The sequence below is a fragment of the Streptosporangium sp. H13245 genome (assembly GCF_055690525.1).
This window is the reverse complement of record NZ_JBSZKT010000060.1, coordinates 1-22,828: the sequence shown is the minus strand read 5'-3', so window position 1 is coordinate 22,828 and position 22,828 is coordinate 1. Positions and strand designations below refer to the sequence as shown.

Genomic DNA, 22,828 nt, shown 5'->3' with positions numbered 1-22,828 from the left:
GAAGTCCCTGATCCCGCCCAGTGCAGGCTCAGGGACTTTACGTTGAGGTGTGCACATACGAACTGACCACTCGATATCGTCTCGTCTCCACACCTTTCTTCACGAAAACGCGCGCTGGCATGAACCGACGCCTGTGGACTGGATCGAACGGACTGCCCGCGCTGTTGATCATGACGGGATCGAGGTTGAGGCTCCCGCCGAAGCCGTTGAGGCGATGATCGCTTTCGAGCAGAGATACGGCGGACTGTGGTGCCCGGCTTTGGGACCCAATGGAATGGAGTACGGGCTGGATGGCGATGCGAGGGTCTACTGGACAGCCCAGGGGTGGGTGTTTTACGGGATCGTGGACGGCGACTGGACGTGGGGTGTGGAGGTTCTACCGGACGGTCGTGCCGGGATGACTCTCGCTGACAAGCCGCTCAGGATCCTCAACCGGAGCATCGACCAGCGGCTTGAGGCACACGCGTTGCTCCTGACTGTTCACCGCTGGTCACATCTGACGCTGGAACTGGCGACGACACGGGGAACGGCCCCGGTTCTGGTGGGTGCGGGCTTTCCTCCGCGAGTCGATGAGGCTTCAGGGCCAGCGGACTTGTGGTGGTTCGACGGAGCATCTGCTGTGCACCTTCACCTCAACAACTGGTGGACATACGATCATGATGTTTGGGTCGCCCGCTGCTTCAGCAAAGACACCACAGCCCTGAGTCAGATCAAGGAACCGTTACTGAACGAAGTAACCGGACTGCTGGAGCCGGACGAGGTGTGGTGCTCACTGTGCGAGCGGCGCACCGTCTCAGGGAGACCATGTTCGTAGACGGCCGCAGTATCGGCGCGTTAAAGGCGACCGACGCTCACCCCTGCCGCGGGGAAAGCCACCAGCTCCGCGGCCCTGTTAGCAAGGGTGTTAGCAAAAGGCCCCCACCGGAACCCGGTGGGGGCCTCTGACCTGGAGCCGCCTTGGGGAATCGAACCCCAGACCCCTTCATTACGAGTCAACGGCACGTCCCAGGTCGGCGGCCTCGCGCCCTGGTCAGGCGGTAGATACGGGTCGGTGGCATGTGATCGTGTAAGGCGGTGTTGCTGTACGGGGCTGCTGTACAGCACTTCTTGTCGGGCTGCGGCACGGCCGCTCGATCACTGTTCGCTGTGCAGGATCTCCATGGCTTGAAGCACGTCGGTGGCGACATGATCCGCGCTGTGGTCATGGCCGGTCCAAGTGCCTCGATCGATCCAGATGGTACGCAGTCCGGCCGCTTGTCCCCCGCCGATGTCGGCGACGAGGTTGTCACCGACCATCCATCCCCCGCCTTCGAGAGTCATACCGCAGCGCCGGGCCGCGACCTCGAACAGACCGATGTCGGGCTTACGGATGCCTTCGAGTCCTGAGAGCGCGTAGGCGTCGACGGCCTCGGCCAGTCCCGTCCGCTGGATCTTGCCGAGCTGGTTGTCCGCGGTGCCGTTGGTGACGATCGCCACCTTCCAGCCCGACGCGCGGAGTCGAGACAGCCCGTCCATCACCTCTGGTCGACAGTGGACGAGGTACGGCATGCGTTGGCGGTAGCGATTCCACAACTCATCGACCGGCTCGGGCAAGGTGAAGCGGTCACGGACCTTGTTGAAGAAAACCTCGCGGTGCGGGTAGCCGGCTCGATCGAGAGCGATCAGCCAATCAACCGCCTCACGGTCTAAGTCGTGTTCCTCGACGAACTTTCCGGCCCATACCTGAAACGCCTCATCCAGGTTGACGAGCGTGTTGTCCAGGTCGAAGAGCGCAAGACGTTGCACGGCCACTCACCCTATGAGGGAAAGTCTAAGCTCGCGACGCTCTGATCCATCTGTCCACGTCCAGTTCATTGCTACCAGCGCCGCGACTTCGTAGGTTCGGAAACGTGAAGTCACGCATAGTGCAAATCCTCGTCCCTCACCCTTCGGCCTGGTACAAGAACCCGAACAGTATGGGCGCCCAGAGCGGTTGCAGCCAGCACGGCACTCCCCATGTCACGATGACATCGTCGCAGCATCATTCTTGCCGATACTGGTAGCGACCATATCCAGTGGGCCGTCTGCCAACGTGGCCTCCAAGAGCTCAAGGCCACCCATTCACTTCCCGATGAGAACACCATCTGATCCGTAGCGGGATCAAGGACGTCCAGGAGAGTCCACATGGGGCTTTCCCTCCTGCTCACTGCCACCTGACGTTGGCCCCGCTTCCGCGGTCATCCATGGTCATCCAGGACCGGTTTAGCACATGCGTTAGCAAAATCGGCGCTCAGCTCGTGTCTCTGGAAGCTGCGCGGTAGCCTAACGGTCCACAACTGCGACCAGGTCTGAAGCCGCCGAGTGCTTCACGTGTTCGCTAACGCATCTAGGAAAGCTGCTCTTCTCCCGCTAAAAACGGAAGGTAACCTCGGCGCTTCATCTCGCCAATGATCCAACGTTCGCGTTCTGTCAGATCGACCAGATAATTGAAAAGATCTTCAATGTACTGTGCGGAGTGTTCATCACTCGTGCGTAGACTCCCTAAGATTGAGTTAACCTTGTCTCGAATACCATGAAGAGCATCGCGCTGGTCTGGGTCATCTCCGATCCGCATATGGAGATTCGTTAGCGCTTCGCCATAGGTTTCCGCAATCCTGGCATTCCATTCTGCACCTTGCTCCTGAGCAGTGTGGACATGCTTCATCTGGGCCGAAGCCTGTTCGATCTGGCTCCGGAGAAGTGGTAACAAGGCCAGAAGGGTGCTTGCGTCGGCGGCATGGAAGAGCTTCTTGGTCGTCTCATCGAGAGCCATAGTTCTTAGTATGACGGCATCGCGGCAGAGAGGACTGTCAACTCACCCGATCTGTGCGCTCAATACATCGCCTGGGTACCCTGATCACGCAGCGGCTAGCCTTGATGCCCGCGCCGCAGGCCGGACACTCAGAGTGGAGCGCTGCCCTCGGCTCTGATGGCAAGCCGAACCATAGCTCAGGCCTGCAAGGCCCGAAACGTTAGATCGGCGGCGGTGTCAAGGGCGCTCCTCCGTGGTGGCCAGCGACGCTACAGCGGGCTGTGACGTCTCCAGTACCGACACCGAACCTGTCACCAGCGCAAACTCGTAAACCACTTCCATGGACGTAACCTGGAGCGACGCGTACGGCCGGAAGCTCACACACTTCGCTTGGCTCTGCTCGTGAACCAAAGCCCCCCATGAGGCGTCAATCTTCGTGGGTTCCGACCGACCTCGCTGCGCACCACATGCTGTAGCGGAACGATCTGAAGCATTTGGGTCAAGGAGAGAACTTATCTCCTACGACGTTCTGAGGAGCAAGGTGAACGATTCATGGGTTGCGATCGACTTCGAGACCGCAAATTCACATCGTGGAAGTCCATGCGCGGTCGGCATGGTGAGTGTCGAGGCGGGAAGAATCGTTGATGCCTTCACTACCTTGATTCAGCCACCCACGAAAAACTCCTGGTTCGCCCCCTTCAATGTCAGGCTCCACGGCATCACTGAGAGCAGCGTTCAGGGCGCACCCACTTGGAAGGAAACCTTCCAGCAAATTCTTGCATTTACAGACGGGCGGCCACTGGTTGCTCACAATGTCGCCTTCGACCTAGGAGTTTTCCGGGAGGCCTGCATCGCATCAGACATCCGCTGGCCGGACATCAGCTATGCCTGCTCCCTCGTAATCGCAAGACAGACTTGGGTACTCGCCTCGTATGGCCTACCTTACGTAGCCGAAGCTGCAGGCAGCACGATTTCGGACCATCACGACGCTGGCGCCGACGCACGTGCCGCTGCTGAAATTATGATTGCCGCACTACGTTTCCACGAGGCCATGACGCTCTATGACCTGCTTGCCAGCCGGAAAATCCGCATGGGTCGGCTTACAGCGAACTCCTGGTCGGGGTGCCACAGCACAAACAGCAATACCCGCGCTCCCTTACCAGACGCGAATCCCAACGCAGATCCCAATGGGCCGTTCTACGGACTGACGGTGTGTTTCACCGGCACGCTACTCAGCATGACCCGCAAGGAAGCGCATGACCAGCTCGCCGACGTTGGTGGCCAGCCTGCGGCTGGCGTGAGCCGCAAGACTGATGTCTTGGTAATCGGTACCCAAGATCCCGTCAGACTTCGGCCGGGTGATGACCGAAGCAGCAAGAGCAAGAAGGCCGAAGAGCTCCTCGCAAAAGGTCATAACATCGAGATAATCAGCGAGGTTGACTTTATGGAGCGGCTCGCCTGTAGCGAAATTGCGAAGTAAGGATGCAAGACTTACTCTTGCTACTGCTCCGCCTGAGCACCGCACCCTTCAATGCGAACGCGGGCAGAGCGCGCCGAGTCGGATCAACGGGGGCCGGTCAGTACGATCACGTGGGCGCGCTGCAACGGTCACTCGTCTTGAGAAGCTTGAAAGCCGCCGAGAGTTTCAGTCAACGCGGACGGACAATATCAGGATATCGTCCAGCAATATCAGGATTACGACGGAGTTTCGCTTCAATTTCCGATCTACTCCACCAGTCAGTAAATATGTCACCTTTCTGTCTTAGGCGAAGTAGGTAGTCAATCGCTGACGTTGCAATAGTGCTAGACGCGGCAAGCAAGTATCCTTGCGCATCGTTATGTTCCAACGTATCCCGAATGTCGGGTATCTTATTCTTACCGACCGAGCTAGCTAGTGCTTTACATTGCACCACTACGAGCCGCTGCTGCTGTACAGGAACGCCTTGCGGAATAGCTAGGTTGGGATTCTGAGGTGGTGTTATCCACTCCACCAACAGATCTCGGCCACCATCCCGCTCCCTTGTGCCTCCTACTTGTCTCACGGAAACGACGCCTGGCTCCCTCGTAATAATGTCATAGATTAGCGCCTCGAAGCGATGGCCATCAATTGCGGTCGCCCACAAGTACTCGTCAGGAGGAAAGAGGAGGGAGGACTCTCGCTGATGCCTAGCAAGAACTGCCTCTCTCTCGGAATCGAAAGCAGCCTTACCCGCCTCCGCTGGAATCGCCAAAACATACTCACCCAAAGCCGCGATAATGCGGTTTTCGAGTAGTGTAAATACAGGCTCTCCCCGACCGGCCAGGGCCTGTAGGGCTTTCCGGGCGCACCTTTCCTCTTTTGCTGGTACAAAATTTCTCAGGTTGCCCGTCTTCCAGATCCGTCCGTTTACACCGTCCAAGACGTGTTGCTCGACATCAGAGGCTTGATGGAGCGATTCAATCGCACTATACAGCTCAGGGCTTCGAAATAGCGAAATCTCCGACTTCGCTCCTCGCCAATACTCCCAATCCGGCCCTTTTCGTGAATAGCAAAGATCATCCTTGTGTGGGCGCTTACCGAGGAGATGCGCAACCCGCCTCGCCCACTGTTCAAGATCGGATCCCTCTTTCGCAAACTCGAACTTCTGTTGCCCAAGAGAGGGATGCATGGTCATAAAATCATGGAGGAACCACTCCAACTCGGAGAGGCGTTCAATCAATTGAATAGTCTCGTCAATCGACTCATCAGCCCCTAAGTGATAGAGCGGGCCAGGCTGCACCGGAATAACGTGTCGCGCATATATCTCACCCGGAATCATTACGGCAGGATTGTATACATCTACGAGAAGGCTAGAAGTTTCGCCTAGGTGAGAAAAGAATGCGCCCACCAACAGTGACAGCGCGTCATGGAGATCGGTGCGTTCACCCTCCCATTCCCATGAGGTGGTTCTGCACGTAAAAGCTGCGAAGACGGAGTCCTCTTGCACCTTTTCTAATCTCAGGTCTACGGGGGAGCATTGCAATCTCAATCGAAGAAGGTCATCTCTCTGTATACATTCGAATCCGAGCGCTTCAACTAGCGCGTCAGCTGCCGAAATCAAGCGACTGTCCACATAGGCACTATAAGACCATCGATGCACGGACGTACCGCCTAGAGGACGTCTGAGCAGTACACTTAAGTCAACCGGTCATCGTACCCGGTGAACCCGCGCAGGCCTTCCAGTGGGGCGCTCAACTCGACGTCCGCGAGATCACCGTGACCGGTGACCTCACCGAGCAGGCCGTAGCCGCCTACATCGCCAAGTACGCCACCAAGGCCGCCGAGTGCGTCGGCACCCTGGACCGACGCATCAACCCCCTCGACGACCTGACCGCCCTGCCGATCCGCGACCACGCCCGGCGGCTCATCGCTGAGTGCCTGCGCCTGGGCGCCTTCGACGAACTGACCGAGTTCCGGCTCATCAAATGGGCGAACATGCTGGGCTTCCGCGGCCACTTCTCCACCAAGAGCCGCCGCTACTCCACCACCCTCGGCGACATCCGTCAGGAACGCACCGACTACATGCGCGGGGAAGCGATCAGCACCGGACGGCTTCCGCTCTTCGACGAGGACACCGTCCTCGTCGTCTCGCACTGGCAGTACGCCGGACAGGGCCACTCGGCCGGTGACGCCCTTTTGGTAAGCGCCCTTACCGGAGCTTCGAGAGGCGTCCATGAGTAGTCCCGCGTTGCTCACCGTCCCGCAGGCCATGACCGCTCTACAGGTCAGTCGGTGGACGCTCTACCAGCTCATCCGCTCCGGCGAACTCGACTCGATCGTGGTCGGCGTGCGCTGCCGCCGTATCCCCGAATCCGCCCTGAACGACTACGTGAACCGACTCTGTGGAAAGGCCGCCTGATGGGCAAGCGCTCGAACGGTGAGGGCTCGGTCTTCCCGTACAAGGACGGTTGGGCTGGCTACGTCTGGGTTGTCACGCCAGAGGGCAAGAAGACTCGCAAATGGGCCTACGGTAAGACCCGCGAGGAGACCCACGAGAAGTGGCTCAAGCTCCACGACCTCGCGAGCAAGGGACCAGTACCGACCAAGCACCCCACTCTCGCCGCGTACCTGACGCGCTGGCTCGCCGAGGTGATCGAACCCAACCGGGAGCCGACCACCTACGCCGGTTACGAACCACTGGTCCGGCTCTACCTAATCCCCGGTCTCGGCAAGAAGCGGCTCGACAAGCTCACGGTTCGCGAGGTTCAGACATGGCTGAACACGCTGGTCACGCTCTGCACCTGCTGCGACCAGAAGAAGGATCACCACCGGCCGGAAGCCAAGCGTCGGTGCTGCTCCAAGGGAGAGTGTTGCAAGGGGTATCCATCCCGGAGCACAATCGCGAGCATCCGCCGCATCCTGCGATCGGCTCTCAGCAACGCCATCCGCGAGGAACTGATCTCCAAGAACGTCGCCGCGCTGACCGTCCTGCCCAACGCGAGTAAGACCAAGAAGGCCAAGCAGCACAGCGTGTGGAACGTCGACGAGGCACGGAGGTTCCTTGAACACCTGCGGTTGGTGGACGAACCGCTCTACGCCGCATACGTGCTGATCCTGATTCTCGGCCTGCGGCGGGGCGAGGTGCTCGGGCTCGCCTGGGACTGTGTCGACCTCAACGGGGAACAGCTCTGGATCTCCCGCCAGCTCAACCGAGTCCGCGGTGAGCTCCTCCACCGGGAGACGACCAAGACAGAGGACTCGACGGCCTCTCTGCCCCTGTTCGGGCTGTGCATAGCCGCGCTCCGGGATCGCCAACGGATTCAGGAGAAGGCCCGCCAGGATGCCGGGGAGAGATGGAAGGGGTCCGACCTCGTGTTCACCACGAGGAACGGGACACCGATCGAGCCGCGCAACTTCTACCGGTCCTTTGAACGCTACTGCGAGAGGGCCGGTGTCCCTCGTATCCGCGTCCACGACACCCGACACACCTGTGCCTCGCTCCTGGCCGCGCTCGACGTTCACCCCCGCGTCGCGATGCGCATCCTCCGGCACTCGCAGATCTCAGTGACCATGAACGTCTACACGCAGGTCCCCCTCACCGGAGACCCGCAAGGCGCTTGACCTGCTAAATCAGAGCCTTGACGACTGATTCCGCCACCGTCCACTACTGCTTGGAAAGCGAAGGTCCCTCGCGTTGCGAGGGACCTTCGCTTGTCGCTGCGGCGGGGAAAGCTTGGTCTTGAAGCAACGGAGCCGCCGTTTCCCGTACTGGTGCCGCTACCATCACGATCTATACACTATCGGCGATATATACCTTTTGTCGGGAAAAAATACTGGGGTAGCACAGTTGGTATGCGCTTTACCCCTTGACAGTGCTACGGATAGAAATCTTCCCAGGGAGCCACCCGGCTCTAGAGATCAGGAAGGATCCCCGAGATGCCTATCCAGTGCCCGGACTGCGGCAAGAAGTTCTACGCCCCCCAGACCCCCAGGCGGCGGCATTCCATCGACCCGAGTGCACTCGTCGCGCTCCCCCCGCTCGACGAAGGAGATGACTGGCTCACAACCGAGCAGGTCGCAGCGGATCTTGAGATTAAGCCGACCAGCTTGTCCAGCATGGTCTTCCAGGAGAGGTTCCCGAAGGCAGATCTCAAGTGGCGGGGACGTAATTACTGGAAGCTCTCCACCCTGGAGCGCTGGTGGGGAGAGTCACGGTCGGTCAAGGAGATGCCGCCCGGGGGTTGGCCTGAGAGCGAGCCTTCAGACTTGCCTCTGCGGGGAGAGAAGGGACGATTCATCAAGATCGAAAAGATTGAGATCACCTTCCACCCCTGAAAGCGGCAGGGAACAGTCTCGGACGAGCAGACAACTTGGTGAAGCGTCCGGAACAGGTCGCAAAGCAATGCGGCAGGACGGGCACCACGGGCCGTGAAACTGAGGCTCCTTGACCAGCTGAACCACAGTCTCGACGACGCTACCTGAGGCCGTTGCTGTATTTCGCTGCTGTACGGACACGAAAAAGGCCCTCCGGGATCTTCCGGAGGGCCTCTGACCTGGAGCCGCCTTGGGGAATCGAACCCCAGACCCCTTCATTACGAGTGAAGTGCTCTGGCCGACTGAGCTAAGGCGGCGTGCCGTGTTTCACCACGGCCTACGGCAGTCTACAGGCTCCCGGGGCCTTCCCGCGCCCTGGAATCAGCTGATCTTGGGACAGCGTGTCCCGTCCTTGGGAACGGTGAGATCGATCAGGTACTCGTCCACCAGGCGGTCCACGCATCCCGAGCCGGTCAGGTAGGCGGTGTGCCCGTCGCCGTCGAAACCGACGAGGACGCCGGAGGAGAGCTGGGAGGCGAGGGCCTCGGACCACTGGTAGGGCGTGGCCGGGTCGCGTACGGTGCCGACGACCATGATGGGCGGGGCTCCGGGAGCGTCGATCTTCGCCCGTGGACCTCCCTTGACCGGCCAGTACGCGCAGGGCAGCGAGCTCCACATGACGTACGCGCCGAAGAGAGGGGCCTCCTTGGCCGACTCGCGGGCCGCCGTGGCGTAGGCGGCGGAGTCGCGGGGGTAGGGGGTGTCGACGCAGTTGACGGCCAGGTTGGACTCGGTCTGGTTGGTGTACTCGCCGTTCGCCTCGCGGTCGATCAGCAGGTCGGCCAGGCGGAGCAGGGTGCTGCCGTCACCCTTCAGCGCCTGGCCGAGCGCCTGGCGGAGAACCGGCCAGGCGTGCCGGTCGTAGAGCGGGGTGATCAGTCCGAGGGTGGTCCAGGCCTCGGTCACCGTACGGCCGTCGCCCGTCCCGTTGGTCAGGGGAGTCGTGTCCACGCGGCGGAGCAGGGCGGCGATCTCCGTGCGGGCGGAGCCGACGGAGCCATGGAAAGGGCAGTCGGTGGCCACGAGGCAGTCTTCGAGGAACGCGTCGAGGGCGACCTCGAAACCGCGTGCCTGCGCGGTGTTCATCTCCAGCGGGCTGAGCGAGGGGTCCACGGCGCCGTCCAGGACGAGCGCGCGAACGTGGGTGGGGAAGAGGTCCGCGTAGGCGGCGCCCAGCTGGGTGCCGTACGACTTGCCGAGGTAGGTGAGGCGGGAGTCGCCGACGGCGGCACGCAGCAGGTCCATGTCCCGGGCGGCGTCGACCGTGCCGACGTACGGCAGAAGTTTGCCCGAGCGGGCCTGGCAGCCGGAGGCGAACCGCCGCGAGCCCTCCTCCAGCATGGTGACCTCCCCCGGCGAGTCGGGAGAGCTGTCAAGGCCGATGTAGGTGTCCAGTTCGCTCGACGACAGGCACCGGACGGGCGCGGACTCGCCGACCCCTCGCGGGTCGAAGCCCACGACGTCGAAGCGTTCTCGTACGGCCTTGCTCACCGCCGTGCGGGCACCTCGCGCGTACTGGATGCCGGAGGCACCGGGTCCGCCGGGATTGATGAGGATGGAGCCGATCCGTTCGCCCGAGGCGGGCAGCCGGATCACGCTGAGCTCGATCTTCTCGCCGTCCGGCTTGGCGTGATCGAGGGGAACGGGGAGCTTCGCGCACTCGAAACCGTCTCCGCACTCGTCCCAGCCGAGCGACGATCCCTCCCGAGTTCCCCCCACCTCACCGCCGCCCGTACCACTGCCGGAACCGGCGTTGGCGCCGCTTCCGGTGCACGCGCTCGCCAGCAGGGCCACCGCCGCCAGTACGGCGGCCACCTGGGATCTCACGCCTTGTCCGCTCCGTAGTCCGTGGGTCGGGATCGCACGCGGGTCCGGCGAGGGGAGCCGACGCGCGCGGAGAGGCTGACCGGTCGCATCCTACGCCCGCGCCAGGCCCCGCGACGCGCATCCGCCCAGGCGGGCAAGCGCGCCACGTGCGACCGCGCACCCGCCCGGGCTGATACGCGAGTACGCGGGTGCACGGATACGCGGGGTACGCGGATATGCCTGGGCCCAGGCGACCGCGCGGCACCCAACGACCACACCGGCCGCACCGGCCCAGGCGACCGCGCGGGACCAAGCGTCCCCGGGGCCCCGAACGAAACCACTCGGCCGAGCAAACCCAAACAGAAGCGAGCGGTCACAAAAACCCGAGCGGCCCCGGTTATTCCTCCGGTCCGGCGTCGGCGACCTTTACCGCGCCGCCGTACGCCGCGTCGTGCTGCTTGCGGGGGGAGCACACCGACGCCGACGGGCACGCGCAGCGGCGTCCGCCGTCCTCCAGGCGGACCACGACGGAGTCGGAGGGGACGTTGCGGCCCACGACGGTTCCCGCCCCCTCGGGGGTGTCGACCTTCAGCCCGACGCGGGGCATCCTGCTGTGCGCGTCGAGGTAGAGAGGGTGCTCGTACTTCAGGCAGCACATCAGCCGCCCGCACGCCCCCGCGATGCGCAGCGGGTTGACCGGCAGGTCCTGGTCCTTGGCCATCCGGACGGAGACCGGCTCGAAGTCCTTGAGGAAGGTGGCGCAGCACAGGTCCCGGCCGCAGGGACCGATGCCGCCCTGGAGGCGGGCCTCGTCGCGGGGGCCGATCTGGCGCAGCTCCACCCTGGCCCGCAGGTTGCGGGCCAGGTCGCGGACGAGGGCGCGGAAGTCGACCCGCTGGGGGGCCGAGAAGTAGACCGTGTAGACGTTCTCGGCGTCCGTGTAGTCGACGCCGACGACCTTCATGGGCAGTGTGTGCCGCTTGATCAGGCGTTTGGAGACGCTGCGGGCCTCGGCGCGGCGCCGCTTGTTGCCCTCGTCGCGGGTCAGGTGCTCCTCGTCCGCGATCCCGGCGCACACCGGCAGCCCGCCGACCTCCTCGCTCGTCCACTGGGGCGCCCAGACGCACTCGGCCACCTCGGGCCCGGCGTCGGTGGGGACGAGCACCTTGTCTCCGACCTTGGGACTGTGCTCGCCGGGATCGAGGTAGTACAGCCTGCCGTAGCGGGTGAAGCTCACCGCCATGATCATGCTCATGAGGCTCCAAAGCTGGGGGTACGGCCTTCGCCCACCACGCCACACTACGCGCCGGGATCACCCCTGTGGACCCGCCGCCTCAGCATTTCCCGCTGGGCAGGCATCGTTGGTCGACCACGTTGGAGACACCGGGCAGTGTCCTGACGGCCGCGACGATCGCCTTTCGATCGGCATCCGGCTCCGGCATGACCCGGAACGACATGGGCATGTCCTTGACCTGGATCGTGTTGATCAGCTGCTTGTTGGTCCTGTTGTACACCTTGAAATTCTCGTAGCTCTCCACCTGGTCCTCGAAGCCGATCCATGCCACGTCCCGCCGGCTCCACAGCGCCTCGGCGATCTTCGCTTTGTCGGGGCTCCGGCCCTCGCACTGGGGAAACGGGTCGCGCTTCTTGCACAGGAAGACCGAGATCTCGAGCTTTGGACCCGGCGGAGCCTGGACGGCGGTGGCCGTCCGGGGGTCCGCCCGTTCCCCCCACGCGTATCCGGCCCCGACGACGGCCGTCACCGTGACGGCGGCGACCAGCAGCGTCGGGACTTTGGACCGGCGGCGGGCCCGGACGTCCAGCGGGCGGACGTCCACGGCGGTCGCCGCTGCACCGGACAGGGCGTCGCGAAGGCGGCTCTCGGCGGCGGGCAGGGCGTCGCGGAGGTGCTCCCCGGTGGCGGTCATGATTGCTCCCCAAGCACTCGGGCGAGGGCGGCGAGCCCGCGCGCGACGGTGGAACGGGCGGTACTCGCGGCGATCCCCATGGTCTGGGCGATCTCCAGGTCCGACAGGTCGAGGTAGTAGCGGAGCGTGAGCGCCTCCCGCTGCCGCCTGGGCAGCGCGCGCAGGGCCACGAGCACCTCGCGGCGCTCCTCGCCGAGCAGCGCCGCGTGCTCGGCCGACCAGACGGGTGGCTCGTACGGCATGGCCCGCCGGAAGGCGACCGCCCGGCGGCGCAGTACCGACCGGGACCCGTTGAGCACCGCCGAACGGATGTACGTCAACGCCCGGTCGGGGTCGCGCAGGCGGCGCCGTCCCGCGTGGGTGCGGGCGAACGCCTCCTGCACGACGTCCTCGGCCGTGGCCTGGTCACCCACCATGAGCAGCGCCAGCCGTACGAGACCGAGATGGTGCTCGGCGAACAGCGCCGCGACGTCGACACGATCCCTCGACGGCGCCGCGTCGAGGGACTCCCCCGACGGCGCGCCACCCGCCCACCCCCTCGACGTCGCGGCGCTGACACGATCCCTGGCCAGGGGCTCCCCATGGGAGAGGATTTCGATCACTGGGTCGGGAATTCTTCCCGAAGATGACAGGGTCACATCACAGAGACGCCCCGCCGGGCCATCCGCTGCTCCGGTCAGCGGCCGAGTTCGGCGAAGGACCTCTCCCAGCGGTCGACGATCACGGAGATGTCGTACTGCCTGGCCGTCTTGAGGGCGTTCTCGGCCATCCGGCGGCGGCCCTCCTCGTCGTCGATCATCTGGATCAGCCCGTCGGCCAGGGCGTCCACGTCGTCGGCCGGGACCAGCAGCCCGTTGACCCCGGAGCTGATGATCTCGCGAGGGCCCCGGGGACAGTCGAAGCTGACCACCGGCACCCCGGAGGCGAACGCCTCGATGATGGTCATGCCGAAGCCCTCGAAACGGGAGCTGACCGCGTGGATCGAGGCCTTGGCGAGCTCGCCCTCGATGTCTCCGGTGGGACCCATGAACGTGACGTTGTTGTGCAGGCGCAGCTTGACGGACTGCCTGACCAGCTTGTCGCCGACCCGGCCCTCGCCGTAGATCCTCAGCTTCCAGTCCGGGCGTTCCCTGGCCACCCGGACGAACGCCTTCAGCAGCCGGTCGTACCCCTTGACCGGCACGAGCCTGCCCGCGGCCAGCACGATCCGGTTCTCCTGCCGGGAGCGCGGGCGCGGCCCGCCGGGCAGCCCGTTGCCGATGGTGAACACCCGGGTGGGCGACCCGTTGAGCATCTTCCGGTAGTCGTGCTCGTCGGCCTCGGTGAGGGTCACGACGGCGTCGAGCTTCGGGTACCACGTCCGGATCTCCTCGAAGATCCCGGGCTGGTGGGCCTCGAAGTGCAGGTGCTCCTGGGCGATCGTGACGACCCGCTTGCGGGCGTATCTCGCGGCCATGATGTTGAGCCCCGCGCGGGTGGTGATCAGCACGTCGCTGCGGAGCCTGCGCAGCTCACGGACGATGACCTCGTCGCTCCAGGCGCTGAAGGAGGCGTACGCGCGCTCCTCGGGGTGGATCAGCGCGCTCTCCCGCGCGCTCAGCCGCTCCGCCTTCTTCGTGTACGGCCAGCGGACCTTCGCCCCCTCCCGCAGGTCCACCAGGGAGCGCAGGCGAACCTGGGGGCCCAGCGGCAGGAAAGGGCTGTCGGTGTGCTGGAAGACGCTGACGATCTCGACCTCGTGCCGTTCGGACATGGCCGTGGCCAGGTCGAAGGTGGCGCGGATGGTGCCGCCCATGCCGTAGGCGTTGAGGATGAGGAAGGAGATCTTCACGAGCTCTCCTCCTCGACGCTGAGCGCGACGGCGAGGCTGTCGGTCTCGGTGTAGTACGGCCGGACCCTCACCTGCCCGACACGCTGGGCAGGAAAACGAACTTTGTTCTTCTTGTCCGCTATGTCATCAAGACGGGTGGCCAGCGGCAGCCGGGTTCCGGAGATCTCCGCGTAGAGATCCCAGAAGACACGGCGCCGTACCTGCGTCCCGGCCATCGGCGCGATCTCGACCCCTCCCTCGAACCACCGCCCCTGGAAACGCGCGGGTCCGCTCACCGGCTCCGGCCCCCGGCGGGCCACCGCCACGAGCCTGGCCGCCCCCCTGATCGGCTCGCCGTACGCGACGGCGCCCTCGACCTCGATCACACCGTCCTCCGCGGTCACGCGGATCACCTCGACGTACGGCTCGACCTCGCGGACCCGCAGGCCCAGCGTGCCGAGGGAGGTGCGGAACGCCCTGATCTCCCGGCTGCGAGGGGTCTCGGCGTAGGACCACAGCCCGTCGAGCGAGAAGCCCGGGTCGTCGGTGGCGACGGGCTCACCGCCGCGCGACACCATCCAGATCCCCGCGGACAGTGCCTTCAGGTCCGCGGCCTCGCATTCCTCACCGGTCTCCACGTGCCGTAGAACGATCCCCGGATCGTTCCCGCCGATCCCGTCGGGCCGCTCCGGCCACTCGATTCCCAGTGTGTCGTCGTTGCCCACGCGGCTCGTGACGGCCCGTCCGCTCACGGACGGGCCCACCCCGTGGCGTGCCCCCATGCTCACCAAGAGTCCCCCGGTCTTCTCTGCTCATCCCCGTAGAGCAGGACACTGTCCACTGATTTATAACGAAATAGCTTATTTTTGCCTGTTAATCTTAACGACCCACACTCGTACTTTGAGGTGACTTAGCGATGAATGGTTCCATCTAATCGAAAACAGATGGGTAGCACCTACTTCGTGTAGTCACTACCCTCCTCCTCACCAGCCGATATCTAGTCCGTCAGTTCTAGAAAAACTACGAAGTGTCCGATACCGGCCAGAGGTCACCTCCGCGAACTCCGTCCCCCGGTGGACCACGAGACGCTCACCCGAACCGTCCGCGTCGACCAGCCGGAAACCTCCCCGATTGTCGCGATAGAGTACGGCCGACTGAATGCCGTCCTCCGCGTCGAACCGCACGATCTCGGCGACTCCCGGCACGGTGGAGAGGCTGTTCCCGTCGGCCTCCTGGACGATCCGGCCGAGCGCCGCGACGAACGAGCGGCCGTCGGCGGCGATCCGCACCCCGTGCACGGCGGAGGGCACGCCGGAGTCGGTCCTGAGCTGGACCCTCCTCACCCCGTCCAGAGCGTCTCCCCCCTCACCCGTGTCGAGCACCCACACCTCCGAGGGATCGGGACCGGTCTCAAGGGTCGCGGTGCGCCCGCTCCGCTCCAGCACCTTGGTGGCATCGGGCACCGGGGTGCCCGTCACCGGAGTGCCCGCCGGGCTCGGCGGCCCGGACGGCGAGGCGTCGTCCGGGGTGGGAGGCACCACGGTGGGTGTCCCCGGCCCGGGATCCTCCCAGGTGGGAGGGGACACCGGAACGTAGGTCGGGCTCAGGGCGGAGGTCTCGGGAACGGGCGAGTTCGAGGGACCCGTAACCGGAACCCGCCGGGTGGGGTGGCGCTGGAAGGCGACGAGGCGGCCGTCGGCGGTGATCGACACGTTCCTGACCTCGTCGTCGCCCGACAAGCCGAAGATCCTGATCTCACCGGTGGCCAGGTCGGTCACGCCGAGCCGCGAGTCGGTGGGGACGCCGCCCCCGCACGGCACCAGACCGTAGGCGAGCGTGCCGCCGTCCGCGCTGACCGCGAGCGACGTGGGCACGGTGCCCCGTGGCGGGCCGTTCAACAGCTTCTCCGTTCGCGGAGCCTCACCCGGCCGACCGGCCGTCACGCGGAGGAACCGGTGATCGCAGGGGCCCACCGTCAGCACGGTGTAGAAGACGCCCCGCGCGGAGTCCACCAGGAAGAAGCGCTCCCCCATGGTCCCCGCGAACCGCCTGTCGACCCGCTGACCGGTGTCGGCCCGGTAGAAGGTGATGGCGTCACCGCCGGTCATCGCGAAATACCCGGGCTCCGCCCCCGGAGCCGGAGCGGAGGTCGGCGCCAAAGCGGAGGTAGGCGCCAGGGCAGAGGTCGGCGCCGGGCCGGTCGGCGCGACGACGCCGTCCCTCCGGCCGTCGCTCTGGACGACCATCACCCCCGCGGCGGCCACCGCGCTCACCGCCGCCGCGGCCGCCAGGGGCGCGACCCAGGACCTTCTCGTACGGAGCGGCCGAGGCCTGAAAGGGGGAACGTCCTGAACGGTCTCCCCGACGGCTCCGGCCGCGTCCCTCAACCGGTCGACGATCTCGTTCACTGGTTCTCTCCCAGGAGACGGCCGAGCGCGTTCAGCGCCCGATGCGTGGTGGACTTGACGGTGCCACGGCTGATTCCCATGGCCCTCGCGGTCTCGTCCTCCGACAGGTCCGCGTAGAAGCGCAGCAGCAGCACCTCGCGCTGCCTGCGCGGCAACCGGTGGAGGGCCTCGACGACCGCCCGTCGCTCGTCGCCGAGCATCGCCTCGGACTCGGCCGACCAGACGGGCGGCGTGTAGGTCCCGGCGAACCACGAGGGCAGCCGCCTGCGGCGCAGCACCGTGCGCGCGTTGTTCAGGACCGCGCTGCGCAGGTAGACCAGCGCCTTCTCCGGGTCCCTCAACCGGCCGAACCGCCGATGGAGACCGAGGAACGCCTCCTGCACCACGTCCTCGGCGGACTCGCGATCCCCGACCATGAGCAGGGCCAGCCGGGTCAGCCCGAGCGCGTGCCCGGCGTAGAGCCCGCTGATCGTCTCAGCGGGCCCGGGTCTGCCCACGTCCAACGTTTCGGGTTGCATGACCAAGAGACGCGGAAACCGCCCCCGGGTTGCCTCCCGTCACGAACCGGATCAACACCAAGGCCCGCCCGGCGCGACGGGGAGCCGGTACGCCCCGGAAACCGGCACGACGGGAAGCCGAGGCCCACACGACCGGTGCGACTCAGAGCCGGTACGCCCTGGAGACAGAACCCGTTCAGAGCCGAGGCTCGCGCGACCGGTGCGACTCAACAACACAGAGCCGGTACGCCCCCGAGACAGGCCCCGTTCAGAGCCGAGGCTCGCGCGACCGATGCGACTCAACAACACAGAGCCGGTACGCCCCGGAAACAGGCCCTGTTCAGAGCCGGGGCCGGTGCAGTGAGATGGTCATCGACTCGACCGCCATCTGCGGGCTGACGTTGGCCGCCAGCCGCCTCCGGCAGCGCATGATCGCGTCGATCCTGAGCAGGGTGTCCTCCGGCGTGGAGGCGCGGGCCAGGTCGTTCAGGTCAGCGCGGCGGTCCTCGCTCGCCAGCTCCACGTGCGCACCGAACTGCACCGCCAGCACGTCGCGGTAGAACGCCACCAGGTCGAGCAGGGACGCGTCGATGACATCGCGCTTGGTACGGGTCGCCCGGGACTTCTGCCGATCCTCAAGATCCTTGAGCGCCCCGGCACCACCACGGATCAGGCCCCTGTTGAGCCCCTTGCCCGTGGAACCCTCGCCATAGGCCTGGCGCAGCTCGGTGATCTCCGACTCGTTCAGCACCGCGGTGACCGCGGCGGCCTCGTCCTCGGCGGTCTTCACCAGCCGCTCGGCGGCCATCACGCACTCCCCGACGCCGGTGAGCGAACGGGGGATGGACAGCACCGCCTCGCGACGCGCCCGCGCCTCCCCGTCCAGGGCCAGCCTGCGGGCCCGGTCGATGTGCCCCTGGGCCGCCCTGGCGGCGAACTCCGCCATCGCCGGCGGCACGTTCTCGCGCGTGGCCAGCACGTGGGCGACCGCCGCGGAGGGCGGGGTGACGAGCGTGACGAGCCGGCAGCGGGACCTGATGGTGATCATCATGTCGTCCGGGGACGGCGCGCAGAGCAGCCACACCGTCTTCGGCGGCGGCTCCTCGATGGCCTTGAGCAGCGCGTTGGACGCCCCCTCGGTCGCCCGGTCGGCGTCCTCGAACAGCACGACCCGCCAGCGGCCCAGCGTCGGCGCCCCGGCCGCGCGCAGGATGAGCCTCCGGGTGTCCTTGATGCCGTACGAGAGCCCCTGCGGGCGGACGATCTCCAGGTCGGGGTGGGAGCCGACCGCCACCTGGTGGCACATGTCGCAGTGGCCGCATCCCTGGTCGGGGCAGAACAGCGCGGCGGTGAACGCCCGCGCGGCCTCCTCGCGCCCGGACCCGGGCGGCCCGGTGAACAGCCACGCGTGGGTCATCCCGGTGCCGCGCCCCCCGGCCAGCAGGTCGGCCCCGGCCGCCGCCGCCCGGCGGAGCGTCGCGGCGGCCCGCTCCTGCCCCACAAGATCATCGAAGACTCCCACGCCCCCCAACCTACCGCCGGGAACACGGGCTCAGTCGCGGATCGCACTCCCCACACCGCACCGGCCACCGCCAGGCACTCCCGGCACCGTACGAGCGCGAGCGCACCGTACCGGTTACCGCCCGGCGGGCTCGTCCACAGGTCGCGCTCCCGGCACAGTACGAACGCACCGCACCGGCTACCGCCCGGAGCTCCGGCTCAGTCGCGGATCGCGGGCATGGTCCCGGTGACGTCCTCGGACTCCTGCGGCACCGGGTCGGGCAGGATCTCGCGGACCCGGTCGTGGATGATCGAGGAGATCTGGTTCTGGGGCAGCACCCCGTCGACGACCAGGTAGCGGTCGGGCTCGGCGGCGGCCAGCGCCCGGAACTCGCGGCGGACGCGTTCGTGGAACTCCAGGGGCTCCGACTCGATGCGGTCGGCGGCCCCGCCCAGCCGGGCCAGCCCCACCGACGGCGGGGTGTCGATGAGCACGGTGAGGTCGGGGACGAGCCCGCCGGTGGCCCAGCTGTTGATCCTCGTGACGTCCTCGGTGTCCAGGGCCCGGCCCGCCCCCTGGTAGGCGAGCGACGAGTCGACGTAGCGGTCGGAGATCACCATCGACCCCCGGTACAGGGCCGGGCGGATGACCTTCTCCACGTGCTCGGCCCGGTCGGCCGCGTACAGCAGCGCCTCGGACCTCGCGGACAGCCCCTGGTGCACCGCGTCGAGCAGGATCGCCCGCAGCCGCATCCCCACCTTGGTCGAGCCGGGCTCGCGGGTCTGCACGACGTCGAAGCCCTGGTCGCGCAGCCAGATCGCCAGCAACCTGGACTGGGTGGTCTTGCCCGACCCCTCGCCGCCCTCGAACGCGATGAACATCCCGTGCGCCTGCTCGGAGCTCTCGGGCGCGAACCGCTCGCCACGCACCGCGGCGAGCAGGTCGGCGATGATCGAGACGCCCCTGCGGTCGTCCATCTGCCGCAGCGCGACGATCCCGACGATCACCGCGAGCAGCCCGCCGACCAGCAGCACCAGGTTGGAGCCGTCGAACCGGTAGACCGGATCCGGGCCGACCCTGATCTGGTGCTCGCCGAACAGGCCCGCGAGGGTCGGCGCGACCGCGACCACCAGCAGCAGGGTCACCCGGGCGAGCGACTGCAGGAAGGAGAACGTCCGGCCCCGCAGGCTGTCGTCCACCTCCAGCCCGATCATGGTGTAACCGATGATCCAGGCGATTCCCGCGCACGCGCCGAGCAGCACGGTGAGCAGGACGACGATCACCAGGTTGTGGACGAGCGCGACCGCGACGAGCACCAGCCCGGCCACCACGATCGACAGGCCGAACAGCCTCCGCCGCGACAGCTCCCTCAGCAGCTTGGGCCCGAAGAACATGCCCGACGCCATACCGACGAAGACCGCGCCGAAGACCACGCCGTACGCCGCGTCGCCACCGCCCAGCGCGTCCACGTAGATCTTGGCCACCCCGACCACCGCGCCACCGGCGGCGAACGCGCCCAGCATGCCGATGATCAGACCGCGGATCAGCCGGTTGCCGCCGACGAACCGCCAGCCCTCGAAGATCTGCCGCAGCACCGACGGCGTGGCGGCGGCCCGCGCGCTGCTCTTCGGAATGTCCTTGAGCGAGAAGATGATGACGGCCGAGACCAGGTACGCGAGCGCGTTGATGAACAGCGCCAGATAGGTCTCGCGCTGGGCGAGGAACGGCACCAGCCTGCCCAGGACGTCGTCGGCGACCGACAGCAGCGCGAACAACAGCGCCGCGATGGGCGCGGTGCCGTACGTGACCAGGAGGTTGAGCTGGTTGGCCTCCTCCAGCCGCTCCTTGGGCACCAGGTTGGGCACTGTGGCGTCCTTGGCCGGGACCCAGAAGAGGTTGACGCACTCGACCAGGAACGTGGCGATGATCACCCACTGGTAGCTGCCGATCAGCGGGATCGACAGCACCAGCGCGAAACGCAGCAGGTCGCAGAAGAACATCGTCAGCCGCCGGTCGAACCGGTCGGCGAACGCGCCCGCGAGCGGGCCCAGCAGGATGGCCGGGAGCATCTTCGCCACGAAGACACCGCCGATGGCCAGGCTCTGGATCTTGTAGCCCGACGCCGCGGTGAGGTTGCCCGCCAGGGCCGTCAGTGCCAGGAGGTTGAGCCAGTCTCCCAGGCTGCACACCGACATCGCCGTCCACAGCTTGCGGAACGGGGCGTTGGCCAGCACGTGGGGGGTTTTGCGTCGCGCGGTGCTCCGGCCAGGGGTGGTCATAGTGTCAGCGTATCCAGATGCTCGCTGGGCGTGGGAAAACACCAGCCAGACGGAAATGCCCGGCTGCCCGTCGCATGAGGGTAATACGTCCGCCCCTCGGCTCGCAGGTCACACCCGCGAAAAGAAGCGCCCGGTGCCGCTGTTTCCACAGTTGCCCGCGGGGCTCCCGGAACCACCCGCCACGGGGTTCCCGAAGCCGCCCATGACGAGCCGCCCGTAGCGAGTCTCCGTCCGAAATTCCCGTAGCGAGTCCCCGTCACGAAGTCCCCGTCGCGAAGTTCCCAGAACCACCCGCCACGAAGTCCCCAGAACCCTCCGTCGCAGAATTCCCGGAACCACCCGTCACGAGGTTCCCTGAGCCGCCTCCGGCGGAGTTCCTAGAGTCGCTCGTGGCCGATCTCCAGAAGGGTGATCTCGGGAGGAGCCCCCACCCGGACCGGCGGCCCCCAGAAGCCCGCCCCCCGCGTCACGTACACCTGGGTGCCGTCCACCTCGCCCAGGCCGGAGACGACCGGCTGCTGCATCGGGATGACCAGGTTGAAGGGGATCATCTGGCCACCGTGCGTGTGTCCGGACAGCTGGAGGTCCACGCCGTACGTCGCCGCCTGGACGGCCTGGACCGGCTGGTGGGCGAGCAGGACGGTGGACCGGGAGCGGTCACGGCCGCCCAGGGCCCGCTCGAAGTCGGGGCCGTCACCCGAGACGAGGCCGCCGAGGTCGTTCACCCCGGCGAGGTCGAGCACGGCTCCCCCGTGGGCGATCTCGACGCGCTCGTTGCCGAGGGGGCGGATACCGAGCCCGCGCAGCTCCTCGATCCACTCCTGCGGGCCGTTGGCGGTGTAGTACTCGTGGTTGCCGGTGACGAAGTAGGCGCCGTAGCGGGATTCGAGGCCCTTCAGCGGCCCTGCCAGCGGGCCGAGCTCGGCCACCGTGCCGTCGACCAGGTCACCGACGACGGCGACCACGTCGGCCTTCAACGAGTTGATCATGCGGACGATGCGCCGGGTGTGCTCCGTACCGGTGAGCGGGCCCAGGTGGATGTCGCTGACCACAGCGAACCGCAGGCCGCTCAGGCGCGGATCCAGCCTGGGCAGCACGACCCTGACCGGTTCGATCACCGGGTCGCCGAGAGCCGTCCCGACCCCGAACCCGACCGTGCCCAGCGCCCCGGCCCCGGCGGCGACCGCGGCCGTACGGGCGATGAACAGCCTCCTGCTCATCCCGGCCTCGTCCGGCCCGCCCGGGAGCCCTCCGCCGCGCCGCCTGTCCCCGGCACCCGGAACGACGATCACACCACCGACCCCGGAACCCGCCTCGGGCTCGTTCAAGCCGACGACATCGGCCTGAACAACGGACACCGGCTGAACGGCAGGCACCGGCTCCACGGCGGGCACCGGCCGAGCGGCGAGGAGCTTGGCTCGTTCCGCCCTGCGGGCGGCCACTCCCGGCGGAACCCGGCGGCGCTCCGCCCGCCGCTCGACCGTACGCAGGACCGTCAGGGCCACGGCCCGGGGAATCTCCAGGATCACCAAGATCACGAAGAGGTAGAACATCACCGCGATCCAGAAGAACCCCGGCCACGCCAGGAAGTGCCCCCACTCGCTGCGGGAACCGGCCAACGTCGCCGGGGCGAGCACCGCCAGGCCGACGATGATCCACGTCAGCACCCGGCGGGTCCGTCCGGGCCGCGTGGTCGAGCGGACCAGGCGGTGCCACAGATAGAGGTGGACCAGCGTGACCGCGCAGATGACCAGCGACACGAAGCCCACGACCGTCACTCGCCCCTCCCGCTCGCCCACCGGCCGTTCCCGGTGCGCTCCGAAGAACGCCCGGGACGGCGGATGCGTTCCCAAAATCCCGGAAACAGAGCGTCAGGCTTCCCCCCGGCCCCCATCCCCAGAACCCCGGAAACAGAGCGTCAGGCCTCACACCACCCCGTCCCCAGCCCCTCGGAAACAGAGCGTCAGGCCTCACACCACCCCGTCCCCAGCCCCTC

Annotated in this window: 20 protein-coding genes and 2 tRNA genes; 6 read left to right on the top strand and 16 right to left on the bottom strand. The window is 66.4% G+C overall.

The features are described 5' to 3' along the window. The first annotated feature begins 133 nt into the window (after window positions 1–133). Window positions 134–814, top strand: a complete 681-nt coding sequence (locus ACW9TB_RS38435; protein WP_472753047.1) for a hypothetical protein — start codon at window positions 134–136, stop codon at window positions 812–814. Window positions 815–947: 133 nt separating this feature from the next. Here ACW9TB_RS38435 and ACW9TB_RS38430 read toward each other — a convergent pair. From ACW9TB_RS38430 to ACW9TB_RS38420, 3 genes are all read right to left on the bottom strand, one after another. After that, window positions 948–1,018: transfer RNA gene (locus tag ACW9TB_RS38430), tRNA-Ser, on the bottom strand. 116 nt (window positions 1,019–1,134) lie between these two features. Continuing rightward, window positions 1,135–1,791 carry an HAD family hydrolase gene (locus ACW9TB_RS38425; RefSeq protein WP_472753046.1) on the bottom strand — a complete coding sequence of 219 codons (657 nt, stop codon included), beginning with the start codon at window positions 1,789–1,791 and terminating at the stop codon, window positions 1,135–1,137. A gap of 574 nt (window positions 1,792–2,365) precedes the next feature. Then, window positions 2,366–2,791 (bottom strand): hypothetical protein, encoded by a 426-nt coding sequence (locus ACW9TB_RS38420; RefSeq protein ID WP_472753045.1) that lies wholly within the window; start codon window positions 2,789–2,791, stop codon window positions 2,366–2,368. A gap of 520 nt (window positions 2,792–3,311) precedes the next feature. On the opposite strand from ACW9TB_RS38420, the gene ACW9TB_RS38415 reads away from it, so the two are divergent. Beyond that, window positions 3,312–4,250 carry a 3'-5' exonuclease gene (locus ACW9TB_RS38415; protein WP_472753044.1) on the top strand — a complete coding sequence of 313 codons (939 nt, stop codon included), beginning with the start codon at window positions 3,312–3,314 and terminating at the stop codon, window positions 4,248–4,250. A gap of 169 nt (window positions 4,251–4,419) precedes the next feature. Here ACW9TB_RS38415 and ACW9TB_RS38410 read toward each other — a convergent pair whose 3' ends face one another. Beyond that, window positions 4,420–5,862 carry a restriction endonuclease gene (locus ACW9TB_RS38410; protein WP_472753043.1) on the bottom strand — a complete coding sequence of 481 codons (1,443 nt, stop codon included), beginning with the start codon at window positions 5,860–5,862 and terminating at the stop codon, window positions 4,420–4,422. Between the two features lie 77 nt (window positions 5,863–5,939). Here ACW9TB_RS38410 and ACW9TB_RS38405 point away from each other — a divergent pair, with 77 nt between their 5' ends. From ACW9TB_RS38405 to ACW9TB_RS38390, 4 genes are all read left to right on the top strand, one after another. Next, window positions 5,940–6,470, top strand: a complete 531-nt coding sequence (locus ACW9TB_RS38405) for a replication initiator (RefSeq protein ID WP_472753058.1) — start codon at window positions 5,940–5,942, stop codon at window positions 6,468–6,470. Then, window positions 6,463–6,648: a helix-turn-helix domain-containing protein gene (locus ACW9TB_RS38400; protein WP_425958134.1), complete on the top strand. Its 186-nt coding sequence runs from the start codon at window positions 6,463–6,465 to the stop codon at window positions 6,646–6,648. The genes ACW9TB_RS38405 and ACW9TB_RS38400 overlap by 8 nt, the downstream gene beginning before the upstream one ends. Continuing rightward, entirely contained in the window at window positions 6,648–7,850 is a 1,203-nt protein-coding gene (locus ACW9TB_RS38395) for a site-specific integrase (protein WP_472753042.1), read from the top strand. The genes ACW9TB_RS38400 and ACW9TB_RS38395 overlap by 1 nt, the downstream gene beginning before the upstream one ends. Before the next feature lie 315 nt (window positions 7,851–8,165). Then, window positions 8,166–8,564, top strand: coding sequence for a hypothetical protein (locus ACW9TB_RS38390; protein WP_472753041.1), 399 nt, complete (start codon window positions 8,166–8,168; stop codon window positions 8,562–8,564). A 219-nt stretch (window positions 8,565–8,783) separates the two neighbouring features. On the opposite strand, the gene ACW9TB_RS38385 is transcribed toward ACW9TB_RS38390, so the two are convergent. The 12 genes from ACW9TB_RS38385 to ACW9TB_RS38330 form a co-directional block, all read right to left on the bottom strand. Then, window positions 8,784–8,860: transfer RNA gene (locus ACW9TB_RS38385), tRNA-Thr, on the bottom strand. A 64-nt stretch (window positions 8,861–8,924) separates the two neighbouring features. Then, complete coding sequence (locus ACW9TB_RS38380; RefSeq protein ID WP_472753040.1) at window positions 8,925–10,430, bottom strand: alpha/beta hydrolase; 1,506 nt, start codon at window positions 10,428–10,430, stop codon at window positions 8,925–8,927. A gap of 376 nt (window positions 10,431–10,806) precedes the next feature. Beyond that, window positions 10,807–11,664: a PSP1 domain-containing protein gene (locus ACW9TB_RS38375; RefSeq protein WP_472753039.1), complete on the bottom strand. Its 858-nt coding sequence runs from the start codon at window positions 11,662–11,664 to the stop codon at window positions 10,807–10,809. A 79-nt stretch (window positions 11,665–11,743) separates the two neighbouring features. After that, complete coding sequence (locus ACW9TB_RS38370; RefSeq protein WP_472753038.1) at window positions 11,744–12,337, bottom strand: permease-like cell division protein FtsX; 594 nt, start codon at window positions 12,335–12,337, stop codon at window positions 11,744–11,746. Beyond that, window positions 12,334–12,939 carry a SigE family RNA polymerase sigma factor gene (locus tag ACW9TB_RS38365; RefSeq protein WP_472753037.1) on the bottom strand — a complete coding sequence of 202 codons (606 nt, stop codon included), beginning with the start codon at window positions 12,937–12,939 and terminating at the stop codon, window positions 12,334–12,336. The genes ACW9TB_RS38370 and ACW9TB_RS38365 overlap by 4 nt, the downstream gene beginning before the upstream one ends. A gap of 74 nt (window positions 12,940–13,013) precedes the next feature. Beyond that, window positions 13,014–14,168 (bottom strand): glycosyltransferase family 4 protein, encoded by a 1,155-nt coding sequence (locus ACW9TB_RS38360; RefSeq protein WP_472753036.1) that lies wholly within the window; start codon window positions 14,166–14,168, stop codon window positions 13,014–13,016. After that, on the bottom strand, window positions 14,165–14,899 hold the full coding sequence (locus tag ACW9TB_RS38355; protein ID WP_472753035.1) for a hypothetical protein: 735 nt from the start codon (window positions 14,897–14,899) through the stop codon (window positions 14,165–14,167). Before ACW9TB_RS38355 ends, ACW9TB_RS38360 begins: the two co-directional genes overlap by 4 nt. Window positions 14,900–15,130: 231 nt before the next feature. After that, entirely contained in the window at window positions 15,131–16,555 is a 1,425-nt protein-coding gene (locus ACW9TB_RS38350) for a hypothetical protein (RefSeq protein ID WP_472753034.1), read from the bottom strand. Beyond that, the gene (locus ACW9TB_RS38345; protein ID WP_472753033.1) at window positions 16,552–17,052 is read right to left on the bottom strand and encodes a SigE family RNA polymerase sigma factor; all 501 of its coding nucleotides are present in this window, start codon (window positions 17,050–17,052) and stop codon (window positions 16,552–16,554) included. Before ACW9TB_RS38345 ends, ACW9TB_RS38350 begins: the two co-directional genes overlap by 4 nt. Before the next feature lie 340 nt (window positions 17,053–17,392). Next, complete coding sequence (locus ACW9TB_RS38340) at window positions 17,393–18,574, bottom strand: DNA polymerase III subunit delta' (RefSeq protein ID WP_472753032.1); 1,182 nt, start codon at window positions 18,572–18,574, stop codon at window positions 17,393–17,395. A 197-nt stretch (window positions 18,575–18,771) separates the two neighbouring features. Then, window positions 18,772–20,832 carry a dTMP kinase gene (gene tmk / locus ACW9TB_RS38335; protein WP_472753031.1) on the bottom strand — a complete coding sequence of 687 codons (2,061 nt, stop codon included), beginning with the start codon at window positions 20,830–20,832 and terminating at the stop codon, window positions 18,772–18,774. 377 nt (window positions 20,833–21,209) lie between these two features. Beyond that, window positions 21,210–22,610, bottom strand: coding sequence for a metallophosphoesterase (locus ACW9TB_RS38330; protein ID WP_472753030.1), 1,401 nt, complete (start codon window positions 22,608–22,610; stop codon window positions 21,210–21,212). Between the last annotated feature and the right edge of the window lie 218 nt (window positions 22,611–22,828).